Origin of the sequence: Bifidobacterium biavatii DSM 23969 (genome assembly GCF_000741165.1) — a bacterium.
Classification (GTDB): Bacteria; Actinomycetota; Actinomycetes; order Actinomycetales; family Bifidobacteriaceae; genus Bifidobacterium; species Bifidobacterium biavatii.
In genome coordinates this window covers 61625-73738 of the sequence record NZ_JGYN01000020.1, presented here as the reverse complement: position 1 = coordinate 73738, position 12114 = coordinate 61625, and the positions used below count along the sequence as shown (strand labels likewise).

10 protein-coding genes are annotated in these 12114 nt (G+C 64.8%); 7 read left to right on the top strand and 3 right to left on the bottom strand.

The annotated features are described in order from the left end of the window. Positions 1–189 precede the first annotated feature (189 nt). The 7 genes from BBIA_RS07680 (at position 190) to BBIA_RS07650 (ending at position 7161) form a co-directional block, all read left to right on the top strand. A complete protein-coding gene (locus tag BBIA_RS07680) occupies positions 190–888 on the top strand; it encodes an alpha/beta fold hydrolase (protein ID WP_238548468.1) in 699 nt (232 codons plus the stop codon). Positions 889–1049: 161 nt separating this feature from the next. Beyond that, a complete protein-coding gene (pyrH, locus tag BBIA_RS07675; protein ID WP_033492180.1) occupies positions 1050–1790 on the top strand; it encodes a UMP kinase in 741 nt (246 codons plus the stop codon). Positions 1791–1859: 69 nt separating this feature from the next. Continuing rightward, positions 1860–2414: a ribosome recycling factor gene (gene frr / locus BBIA_RS07670; RefSeq protein WP_033492182.1), complete on the top strand. Its 555-nt coding sequence runs from the start codon at positions 1860–1862 to the stop codon at positions 2412–2414. Between the two features lie 132 nt (positions 2415–2546). Beyond that, complete coding sequence (locus BBIA_RS07665; protein WP_033492184.1) at positions 2547–3533, top strand: phosphatidate cytidylyltransferase; 987 nt, start codon at positions 2547–2549, stop codon at positions 3531–3533. An 85-nt stretch (positions 3534–3618) separates the two neighbouring features. Then, on the top strand, positions 3619–4815 hold the full coding sequence (gene rlmN / locus BBIA_RS07660) for a dual-specificity RNA methyltransferase RlmN (RefSeq protein ID WP_033492186.1): 1197 nt from the start codon (positions 3619–3621) through the stop codon (positions 4813–4815). A gap of 94 nt (positions 4816–4909) precedes the next feature. Then, the gene (locus tag BBIA_RS07655) at positions 4910–5686 is read left to right on the top strand and encodes a hypothetical protein (RefSeq protein WP_033492188.1); all 777 of its coding nucleotides are present in this window, start codon (positions 4910–4912) and stop codon (positions 5684–5686) included. Positions 5687–5787: 101 nt separating this feature from the next. Continuing rightward, positions 5788–7161, top strand: coding sequence for an MATE family efflux transporter (locus BBIA_RS07650; protein ID WP_033492190.1), 1374 nt, complete (start codon positions 5788–5790; stop codon positions 7159–7161). 86 nt (positions 7162–7247) lie between these two features. Here BBIA_RS07650 and brnQ read toward each other — a convergent pair whose 3' ends face one another. From brnQ to tkt, 3 genes are all read right to left on the bottom strand, one after another. Then, positions 7248–8615: a branched-chain amino acid transport system II carrier protein gene (gene brnQ, locus BBIA_RS07645; protein WP_033492298.1), complete on the bottom strand. Its 1368-nt coding sequence runs from the start codon at positions 8613–8615 to the stop codon at positions 7248–7250. Positions 8616–8759: 144 nt separating this feature from the next. Beyond that, the gene (gene tal, locus BBIA_RS07640; RefSeq protein ID WP_033492192.1) at positions 8760–9863 is read right to left on the bottom strand and encodes a transaldolase; all 1104 of its coding nucleotides are present in this window, start codon (positions 9861–9863) and stop codon (positions 8760–8762) included. Between the two features lie 93 nt (positions 9864–9956). Continuing rightward, positions 9957–12059 (bottom strand): transketolase, encoded by a 2103-nt coding sequence (tkt, locus tag BBIA_RS07635; RefSeq protein WP_033492194.1) that lies wholly within the window; start codon positions 12057–12059, stop codon positions 9957–9959. Positions 12060–12114: the final 55 nt, after the last annotated feature.

Below are 12114 nucleotides of genomic sequence, written 5' to 3'. Positions count from 1 at the left end.
GGCACGCCGACCGACGTTGATCGAACACCGATCATGTGAGGGATCGCATCCATTGCGGGTGCGGTCCCTTTTTGCGTTCACAGGGCGTGGCGCGCGCCGTGCGACCGCGCGCGGCATCGCGCACTATAGTGTGTGGTGGCTTACGACGCGGAGCGCGCGAGGCGAAACCGCGAACAGAGAGGACGAAGCATGATCGAAACGACGATGGGAGCGGGCGGCGTCACACCGACCTGCCGGATGAGCGCATGGCGCAAAAACCGCACGACGCCGCGGCAGGCGACGAAACGCGTGCTGCTCATGCCCGGCACGGGATACAACTGCGATCGCCCGCTGCTGTACTATGCGGCGACCGCGCTGATCGAAAACGGCTGGTACGCGGACCGGCTCGACGTGAACGCCGACCTGTCCAAGACGCCCGCCAAGCGGATTTTCGCGATGCTCGACGATGCAGTGGATCGTTGGCTGGAACAGGTGCGCGCCGATGCCGGCGAGACAGACGCGCCGCGCACGCTAGTCGTGGGCAAGTCGCTGTCTACGTTCATCCAGCCTCATGTGGCCGATCTCGGCCTGCCCATGGCCCTACTGACCCCGGTGTTCTCCCCGGCTGACTTCGACCCGGCGCGTTCGGTCATCCCGGTGCCCGGCGACGACGACTGGCACGACAACGACGCTCCGAAGCCGCTGATCTGCGCGGGCACCGCGGACCCGCTGTACGAACCGTCCCGTGCGCGCCGGCTGAGCAGTCTGATCCACGAATACCCCGGAGCGAACCATTCGATCGAGATTCCGGGCGACTGGCGCACGTCCATGACGTATCTGTGCGACGTGACCGACGCGGTGGTCGAATACGCCGAATCGGCCGCCGTTTCGGCTGCCGTGCTTTCATGATCCGGCTAGGATCCGTCCACGATGCGGCGGGACGATGCATCCTGCCGGTGCGGCGCGTGTCCGTCACGCCACTGTCGTCGTTTGCAGATAGGCTGATAGACGGTAAATTTTGCGGTTTCGCGGCAATGTCAGGCCGCACCGCTCGCAAGGAAAGGCTGTGTATGACTGGAGAAAACAAGCCTCGCAGAGTGCTGCTCAAACTGTCCGGCGAAGCGTTCGGCGGTGGCAAGGTCGGCATCGACACGCATGTGGTGCGTCGCATCGCCGAAGAGATCGTGCCCGCCGTTCAGCAGGGCGTGCAGGTCGCCATCGTGACCGGCGGCGGCAACTTCTTCCGTGGCGCCGAACTGCAGCAGGCCGGCATCGACCGCTCCCGCGGCGACTACATGGGCATGCTCGGCACGGTGATGAACTGCCTCGCCCTGCAGGACTTCCTCGAGCAGGAAGGCCAGGCCACCCGCGTGCAGACCGCCATCACTATGGGCCAGGTCGCCGAGCCGTACATTCCGCTCAAGGCCATCCGCCACCTCGAGAAGGGCCGCGTCGTCATCTTCGGGGCCGGTGCGGGCATGCCTTACTTCTCCACCGATACCGTGTCCATCCAGCGTTCGCTCGAAATCCACTGCGACGAGGTGCTCATGGGCAAGAACGGCGTGGACGGCGTGTACACCGCCGACCCGCGCAAGCATGCGGACGCCAAGCGCTTCGCCACGCTCGACTACAATCGCGCGCTCGTCGACAACCTGGCCGTTATGGACGCCTCCGCGCTGTCGATGGCCCGAGACAACAAGCAGTGCATCCGCGTGTTCGGACTCGAAGGCGAGGGCAACGTGACCAGCGCCCTGCTCGGCGACAAGATCGGCACGCTCGTCTCCGACGCCGAGTCCACGCTCGCCGAATAGCCGGCAGGCGGCCGGCCTCGCATCCAACGAAGCATCCACCAGCAAACCAAACCAACCAAAGGAGCAATCATGGCTAACCTCGTCGAACAGGCCAAGGACCAGATGAAGAAGACCGTCGAAAACACCAAGGAGAACTTCTCCGGCATCCGCACAGGCCGCGCCAACCCGGCTCTGCTCAACGGCATCACCGTCGAGTCCTACGGCATGACCATGCCGCTCAAGTCCGTCGCCACCATCGGCGTTCCGGAGCCGCGTACCCTGTCCGTCACCCCGTTCGACCCGTCCCAGGCCAACGCCGTCGAGAAGGCGCTGCGCGACTCCGATCTCGGTGCCTCCCCGCGCCGCGACGGCAACGTGATCCGACTGACCATGCCGGAACTCACCGAGGAACGCCGCAAGGAGTACGTCAAGCTCGCCAAGACCAAGTCCGAGGAGGGCAAGGTCGCCGTGCGCAACATCCGCCGCAAGACCAAGGAAACGATCGACAAGTCCGTCAAGGACGGCGACATGGGCGAGGACGAGGGCGATCGTCTGCTCAAGGATCTCGACAAGGTCACCAAGCAGGTCACCGACGAGCTCGACGCCCTGCTCGAAACCAAGCAGAAGGAGATCATGGAGGTCTGACCTCCCTTCCCCTTCGTTCGGATCGTGTCGTACCGGACGGGCCGCCGCACAAGATCCCGCCCGGCACGGCATGATCCGATTCCCCGCGACGACCGCGGTGCCGGAACACGGATCAAGCGATGGAGGACCGCGATGGAAAGCCGAGAACAGCGTGAAAAAGAGGCCGAGGAGGCCATCGACGCGATCAACAAGAAGACTGGTCGCAACATGCCCCAGGCCATCGGCACGGCGGTGGTGCTCATCGCAATCATCCTCGCCTGCCTGCTGGTCAGTATCGATTTGTTCGTCGCGCTCATCGTCGTGTTCATGGTGCTTGCCCTGTGGGAGCTGCGCGTCGACTTCGCCACGGCCGGACTGCACATTCCCGTCATCATGCTGTGGCTGTGCTCGACGGTCACGCTCGTGGCTACGTATCTCGCGCCTCGGCACATCGTCGCCATGGCCATGTGCATCACGGCGTCCGCCGTGCTGGTCGCCGTCGCGGCCAGCGCCAAAATGAGCGTCGGCAACCGGCTGTCGACCGCCGTCGCTGCCAAGCTCGCACACACCGACGCGGGCGCGCGACTCGAATCGTCCTTCAACCACGAGGGCGGGGAGCAGCATCACAGCAGACTCAGCCACGTCGCCGTCTCGCTGTTCACCGTGCTGTACATTCCGCTGCTCGGATCGTGCCTGATCATTCCGCTCACGTTCAACGGACATCCGGTCGCGCACGCCATCATGCTCGTCTTCCTGCCGGCCCTGAGCGACACTGGCGGCCTGTTCGCCGGCGCCTGGCTGGGCAGGCACAAACTGTCCCCGCGCATTTCGCCGAAGAAATCCGTAGAAGGACTCGTCGGCTCCATGCTGTTCGCGATGGCCGGCGCGTTCGCCGTGTTCGCCTGCACGTACGACGCTTCCCTGTGGGCGACCCGCTGGTGGGTACCCGTCGTGGCCGGCGTGATGATCGGCGTCGTAGGCACGTTTGGCGACCTGTGCGCTTCCATGCTTAAGCGCGACATCGGCATCAAGGACATGGGCCACCTGCTCAAGGGTCACGGCGGCGTGATGGACCGCATCGACTCGATCCTGCTGTCCGCGCCGTTCACCTGCCTGCTGCTGTGGGCCACCGGCCTGTGACCGCGCCATGCGGCCGGATCAGCAGCTACCGCCGCACCGCAGCATTGTCGTTGTCAACAACCATGATCGCAGTATTGGACGTGAGATGACCGAACATACCGAGACTTTCGAAACCCCAGAAACCGGCATCACGCCGGGCGGTACCACCGGCGCGTTCCGCGACGTGCTGTCCAAGGACCATGCGCGCCGCGGCAAGCCGCCGCTGCACTTCGCCGACATGACGCCCGAACAGCGCATCGCCAAGGCCGCCGAACTAGGCCTGCCGAAATTCCGTGTCAAGCAGCTCGCCAACCACTACTACGGGCATTTCGACGTCAACGCCGCCGAATTCACCGACTTTCCGGCCGCCAAGCGCGCCGAGGCCGCACAGGCGTTCTTCCCCGAACTCATCCACGAGGTCACCCGGCAGGTGGCCGACAACGGCATGACCATCAAAACGCTCTGGCGTCTGTTCGACGGCTCGCACATCGAATCCGTGCTCATGCGCTATCCGACCCGCACCACACTGTGCATCTCCAGCCAAGTCGGCTGCGGCATGGGATGCCCGTTCTGCGCCACCGGCAAGCTGGGCCTCACCCGCAACATGTCGGCTGGCGAAATCCTCGAACAGGTGCGCGTCGCCGCCCGCATGATGCGCGACGGCGAAGTCGCGGGCGGACCGGGGCGACTGAGCAACATCGTGTTCATGGGCATGGGTGAGCCGATGGGTAACTACAACTCCGTACTGTCCGCCGTGCGCCAGATCAGCGCCATGCCGCCGGAGGGCTTCGGCATTTCCGCGCGCAACATCACCGTGTCCACTGTGGGCGTGGTTCCCGGCATCAAGAAGCTCACCGCCGAAGGCATCCCAGTGCGCCTCGCCGTCTCGCTGCACGCGCCCAGCGACGAGTTGCGCGACGAGCTCGTGCCGATGAACAAGCGATTCAACACCACGCAGGTGCTGGACGCCGCGCATGACTACTATCTGGCCACCAAGCGACGCGTCAGCATCGAATACGCACTCATGCGCGGCATCAACGACCAGGCCGAGCATGCTAAGCTGCTCGCCAAGCGACTCAACCACTACGGCGACGACTGGGTGCACGTCAACCCGATCCCGCTCAACCCAATCGAAGGCTCCCGTTGGACCGCCTCCAAGCCGGAGGACGAGAAGCGCTTCCTCGACATTCTGCACGCGGCCGGCATCACCGCGACGCTGCGCGACACGCGTGGCCAGGACATCGACGGCGCCTGCGGCCAGCTCGCCGCCAAAACCAAGGAGGCATTCGGCCAGCAGGCGTAGCCCGGATCGTTTTTCCGAACATCCTCCGCACGTTCCGGAGCAAGGCGACTATGCTGTCATGCGGCAGTTTGGTGATATCCGGAAAGGAACGACAATGGGGTTCATCGATCTGGTGGAGCATTTGTTCGCGCATGACGCGCCGAATACGGTAAAGATCGGCAGGCCGCTGGCGTTGCGCGACGCCAAAACGGCATTGGCGATGATCGCCGTGCACCAGCCGCTCGCTGACATGCGCAAGGTCGCCGATGCGGTCAGGCAGCTGCAGGACGAGTTCCCGCAATACGCGACATACGGCATGACGCACTACTATAACGAGCCGAAACGCGTGCGCTTCCAGTCGGAGGGCGGCAAGTTCGTCGACGCGGACGCGATCGCCGACGCATTCGCCGCGTCCGCGATCCTGCAGGACGAGATCACGATCCAACATCTCATGGGCGACATCGCCGACAATCGAGAACACCGCGATCCGGCAAAAACGCCCGCAGTCCCAGCCGACGAACTGGCGCAACGCACGCGGGAGCACCTGTCCGGCACGGATGATGCCGCACGCCGTGCATGGCTGTATGCCTTGTACGATCAGCTTGACGACATCGACGAGGCGACCAAGGGCGGGCTGGAACCGTTGCGGAACGTCCTGTCGGATGCCGCTTCTGGCGCGGCGGAAACGCCGGATGGTACGGACGATGCCAAGACGGCGATTCGAGCGAGGATCGTCGCACTGCTGTTCCCCGACGCCGAGTCCGCGGCCGGCGATGCCGCCCATCGTGCGCTGTCCGATCCGCAAGCCGAGACGGACGACTACATGGCCGCCGTACAGATCTTCCGCGACCACGGCGTGTCCGTGCCCGAATCGGTGACATTGGAACGCTGATCGAACGCCGTTCGGCGTCCTTTCGCGCAATCGCCATCGTATCGTCGCGGGGCCCATAGGAACCGTCCCCGAAAACAGCAAAAGATCCGAACGAGGAACCCATGACGACAAGAACGAACGCGCCGGACGCCGGACTCGGCACGACGCCGGTGCCACGACTCGCACTCGCCATGTCCGTGCCGACCATCGTCGCACAGGGCGCGAACGCGTCATACACGATCATCGACCGATTGTTCATCGGGCATATCCCGCACGTCGGCAACGAGGCCATGACCGGCGTCGGCATCTGCTTCCCGATCCTGCTGGCCGTCTCCGCGTTCGCGTCGCTCGTCGGCGCCGGCGGCGCGCCGCGCGCGTCCATCGAACTCGGCCGCGGCAATTTCAGAAAAGCCGAACGCATCCTCGGCACCAGTACGGCGTTCCTCATCGCCCTCGCCGTCGCGCTCACCGTCATGCTGCAACTGGCGAAACGGCCGATTCTCGTCGCATTCGGCGCCAGCGAGGCGACACTCGGCTACGCCGTCGACTTCATCACCGTCTACCTTGCCGGCACGCTGTTCGTCCAGCTCACGCTCGGCCTCAACAATTTCATCTCCGCGCAAGGCAAGACCACGGTCGCCATGGTGTCAGTGCTCATCGGCACCGGCGTGAGTATAGCCCTCGACCCGCTGTTCATCTTCGCGTTCGGCTGGGGCGTTCGCGGTGCGGCCGCCGCGAACGTGATCGCCCAGATGATCTCCACCATATGGATCGTCTGGTTCCTGTCGTCCGGACGCAGCGCGATCCGCCTGCGCCTGTCCAACATCCGTTTCAACCGGCTGATCCTGCCGGCCGTGGCGCTGGGACTTGCGCCGTTCATCATGCAGATCACCGAATGTCTGATCAACGTGGTGTTTAACGTCGGCCTGCAACGCTACGGCGGCGACGACTACGTCACGTCGATCACCATCATCACGTCGCTCATGCAGATCGTCAGCGTGCTCACCGCCGGTTTTCAGCAGGGCATCCAGCCGATCATCGGTTACAATTTCGGCGCGCGCGACATGAACCGTGTGCGGCAGGCGATCCGCATGGCGTTCCTCACGCAGATCGTGTCAGCGACGGCGCTCGTGTCGCTGCTCGCCGCGTTCCCCGGATTCTTCGCCGGCTGGTTCACCGACAAGCCGGACGTGATCGGGATTGTCACGCGAATGATGCCGATTTTCGTGTGCGGCTGGGGCGTGTTCGGCATCCAGATGGGCGTGCAGTGCTCGCTTGTCGGCATGGGGCAGGCGAAACCGGCGATTTTCCTTGCCATCCTGCGCAAGGTCATTCTGCTCGTGCCGCTCGCGATCGCGCTGCCGCACTGGATCGGCGTGGACGGCATCTTCATCGCCGAGCCGGTGTCGGACGCGACGTCTGGCATCGTCGCCGGCATCCTGTTTTTCTTTGTGTATCGCAGGATTCGCGCGCGACTTGGTGTGGATCGGGAATGAGCGTGATCGCTGGGCGAGTGCGAGTAACGAGTGTACGGATTGCGCTCGTTACTGGCCATCCCTGACGTCGCGCACATCCCGTCACGTCACGCTCGCGGCCGCGATCCGCGCAGCAGCGAATCGACGACGCCGATGGCGACGCCGATAGCGGCCGGCGCGACCCAGCCGAGCTGATATCGCTGCAACGGCAGCAACGCGAGCACGGTCTCCAGCCACGGAACCGACCCGCCGAACACGACGGCCAGACTGGCCACGCACGTCGCGAATGAGGAGATCGCGACCAGCAGCACGGTCCAGCCGTACACGCGGCCGAACCGCGCTCCGAACGCGCGATGCGCGAGCGACAGCAGCACTAGCACGATCGCGATCGGATACAGTGCGGCGAGCACCGGCACGGACACCTTGATGATCGCGCTCAGACCCGCGTTCGACACGTTGAAACTGAACACGGTGAAGACGGCCTGCCACGTGCGATAGCTCACCGCACGGCCCGCAACGATCGGGAACCGCTCGTGGAAATACGTCGCGCAGGTGCAGATCAGCCCGGTGCACACGTTCAGGCAGGCGATGACGAACACGACGCCCAGAAACGCGGTGCCGACATGGCCGAACAGCGACGACGTGAGATTGGTGAGCACCGTCGCACCCGTGTCCGTCCGCGGATCGATGCGTGCGAACGCGCCCGACACGACGCCCACGTAGCTGAGCACGCCATAGACGACGACTAGCAGCACGCCGGTGCCGAGACCGGCGAACGCGGTTTCGCGACGCACCTGCGCCTCATCTGCGACGCCCTGCGCGCGCACGTTGGCCGAGATCACGATGCCGAAATACAGTGCGGCGAGCAGATCCATCGTCTGATAGCCGTCCAGAAAGCCCCGGGCTGTCTGGTTCACGGCGTAGTCTCCGGACGGAGCCGCCGGCGTGCCGACGCCGTGCACGAGACAGGCAACGAACAGCACGGCGATGAGCGCGAGCAGGATCGGTCCCATGAACCGGCCAAGCACCTTCGACAGTCGTTCTGGATGCTGCGCGAACACGAACGCCAGCGCAAAGAACGTCAGGGAATACGCCAGCTGGGCAAGCGTACGGCCGGCGGAGCTGCCGGCATCGGCGACGAACGGGGTGACCATCATTTCGAACGACGTGGTCGCCGTGCGCGGGATCGCGAAGCACGGACCGATGGTCAGGATGATCGCAAGCCCCATCAAGGCCGCGAAACGAGGGGAGACGCGGCCGGCCAGCCGGTCGAAGCCGCCGGCGAACGTGACGGCCAGCACGCCGAGAATCGGCAGGCCTACGGCCGACACAATGAATCCGGTGGCGGCCGCGGGCGTCGCCGCACCGGCCTGTGCGCCGACGAACGGCGGGAAGATCAGGTTGCCCGCGCCGAAGAACATCGAGAAGAACGTGAACGTCATGAGTAGACGCTGGCGTGCGGTCAGTTGCATGATTCCCTTTCCGTGGACGGCTTGCTGTGCATGGTCGCGCAAGGAAACACCATACCGGACGGACGGGAATAAGAAAACGGGCTTCCGATCGTGTGATCGGAAGCCCGTTCGCTTAGTTCAGTTCAGCCGATGGGCCGAAGAACGCAATCAGCCGTTGACGCGGTCGATGCCGGACTGCACGTCGGCGATGACCGAATCCCAGGACTTGATGAAGGCGGCCACGCCGTCGGCCTCAAGCTTGTCGGTGACGGCCTTGAAGTCGATGCCGAGCTCGGCGAGCTTGTTGATGATGGCGTGGGACTCCTCGTAGGTGCCCTCGATGGACGGAGCGCCGTTGCCGTGGTCGGCCAGAGCGTTCAGGGTCTTCTCCGGCATGGTGTTGACGATGTGCTTGGCAACGAGCTCGTCAACGTACTTGCAGTCGGAGTAGGCCGGGTTCTTGGTGCCGGTGGAGGCCCACAGCGGACGCTGGACCTTGGCGCCCTTGGCGGCCAGATCGGCCCAGCGCGGATCCTCGGCGAACTTCTTCTCGAAGAGTTCGTAGGCGAGGCGAGCGTTGGCGACGGCGGCCTTGCCCTCGAGGGCCTTGGCCTCGTCGGTGCCGATCTCCTCGAGCTTCTTGTCGACCGCGGTGTCCACGCGGGAGACGAAGAAGGAGGCGACGGAGCCGATGTGCTTGAGGTCGTGGCCGTTGGCGGCGGCCTGGGCGATGCCCTCGATGTAGGCGTCGATGACCTGCTCGTAGCGCTCGAGCGAGAAGATCAGGGTGACGTTGACGGAGATGCCCTTGGCCAGGGTGGCGGTAATGGCCGGCAGGCCCTCGAGGGTCGCCGGAATCTTGATCATCGCGTTCGGGCGGTTGACCTTCTCCCACAGCTCGACGGCCTGCTTCTCGGTGGCCTCGGTCTCGTGGGCGAGGCGCGGATCCACCTCGATGGAGACGCGGCCGTCGACGAAGTCGGTCTTCTCGGCGATCTCGCGGAAGATGTCGGTGGCGTTGCGCACGTCGGTGGTGGTGAGCTCGCGGATGGCGGTCTCAACGTCGACCTTGCCGAGCTCCTTGAGCTGCTCGTCGTACGGGCCGACCTGGCTCAGGGCCTTCTGGAAGATGGACGGGTTGGTGGTCACACCGACAACGTTCTTGTTGGCGATGAGATCCTGCAGGGAGCCGGACTCGATGCGGGAACGGGACAGGTCGTCCAGCCAGATGGAAACGCCGTTGTCGGACGTACGCTGAGTTGCTTCAGTCATTGTTGTTTTTCTCCTTGATACCTGTTGGATCAAATTTTTTGGTAGGGGAGGGGCTGCGAGCGGGCGCGAGCCCCTCCCGTTTCGCCTGATGGATCAGGCGTTGGCCTCGGCGATGGACGCCTCGGCGGCTTCGACCACGTGCTCGGCGGTGATGCCGAGGTCGATCATGTTCTGAGCGCCGTTACCCTGCAGGCCGAACTGCTCGATGGACACCGGCTTGCCGTAGGTGCCGAGGTACTTGTACCACGGCATGGCCACACCGGCCTCGACGGAGACGCGGGCCTTGACGGAAGCCGGAAGCACGGCCTCCTTGTACTCGGCGTCCTGCTCCTCGAACCACTCCATGGACGGGAAGGAGACCACGCGGGCCTTGACGCCCTTCTCAGCCAGGGTCTTGGCGGCGGCCACAGCCCACTGGACCTCAGAGCCGGAGGCCATGATGATGACGTCCGGGGTGCCCTCGGTGTCAACGAGCACGTAGGCGCCCTTCTTGACGCCGTCCTTGGCCTTGGCAGCGGTCTCGGCGAGGGTCGGCACGCCCTGACGGGTCAGGACCATCGCGGTCGGCAGCGTGTTCTTCTTCTCGAAGAAGTAACGGTAGGCCTCGGCGGTCTCGAAGGCGTCGGCCGGGCGGACGACCTCGAGCTGCGGGATCGCGCGGAAGGAGGCCAGGTGCTCGATCGGCTGGTGGGTCGGGCCATCCTCGCCGACGGCGACGGAGTCGTGGGACCAGATGTACAGGTTCGGGATCTCCATGAGGGCGGCCAGACGGACGGCGGAACGCTCGTAGTCGGAGAACATGAAGAAGGTGCCGCCGAACGGACGGGTGTAGGAGCCCAGCAGGATGCCGTTGGTGATGCAGCCCATGGTGAACTCACGCACGCCGAAGTGCAGCTGACGGCCGAACTCGTTGCACACCGGCCACTGCTTGGTGGCGCACTCCGCCGGGGCGAAGGTGGCGGCACCCTTGAGGTCGGTCTTGTTGGAGCCGCCGAGGTCGGCGGAGCCGCCCCACAGTTCCGGCATGACGGCCGCGATGGCGTTGAGGACGGAGCCCGAGGCGCCACGGGTGGCGACGCCCTTGCCGACCTCGAAGGTGGCCTCAAGATCGTCGAGAGCCTTGTCGAAGCCTTCTGGCAGCTCGCCGGCCTTCAGACGCTCGTACAGGGCAGCCTTGTCCGGGTTGGCCTTGCGCCAAGCCTCGAACTTCTCATCCCAAGCCTTGTGGGCCTCGAGGCCGCGCTCGGCAACCTTGCGGGCATGGGCGAGAGCTTCCTCGTCGACCTGGAAGGACTGCTCCGGATCGTAGCCGAGCAGCTTCTTGAGGCCGGCGACGGCCTCGGCGCCCAGCTTGGAGCCGTGGGAGGACGGGTCGTTGGTCTTGCCCGGGGTCGGCCACGCGATGAGGGTGTCGACCTTGATGAGCTTCGGCTGGTCCGGAGCCGCGGCCTCGGCCTTGGCGATCACGTCGGCCAGGCCCTCGACGTCCTCCTTGTAGGAGCCGTCGGGCTGGATGAAGCTGAACTCGTCGGTGTACCAGCCGTAGGCCTGGAAGCGCTTGAGCACGTCCTCGGCCAGCACCAGGTTGGTGTCGCCTTCGATCTGGATGCGGTTGGCATCGAAGATCACGGTGATGTTGCCGAGCTTCTGGTTGGCGGCCAGCGAGGCGGCCTCGCCGGAGATGCCTTCCTCGATGTCGCCTTCGCCGCAGATGACCCAGATCTTGTGGTAGAACGGAGAATCTTCCTTCGGGGTCTCCGGATCAAGCAGGCCGCGCTGGAAACGCTCGCCGTAGGCGAAGCCGATAGCAGAGGCGAAGCCCTGGCCCAGCGGGCCGGTGGTCATTTCGATGCCCGGGGTCAGGCCGTACTCCGGGTGGCCCGGGGTGCGGGTGTCGGCGCCGCCGCGGAAGTGCTTGAGGTCGTCCAGGGTCAGACCGTAGCCGGAGAAGTACAGCTGGACGTACTGGGTGAGGGAGGCGTGGCCACCGGAAAGGATGAAGCGATCGCGGCCTTCCCACTTGGGGTCGTTCGGATCATGCTTGATGAAGTGCTGGTAGAGAGTGTAGGCGATCGGCGCCAGCGAGACCGGGGAACCGGGGTGGCCGCTTCCTGCGTTCTCGACCGCATCAGCCGAAAGGACCTTGGCCATCTTGATGGCGCGCTCGTCCAGTTCGGTTTCCTTGAATTCGGTCATGTCTGTAGTTTTCCTTCCAATACTTCGGACACCACGCGCATGGCTTATGCCATGC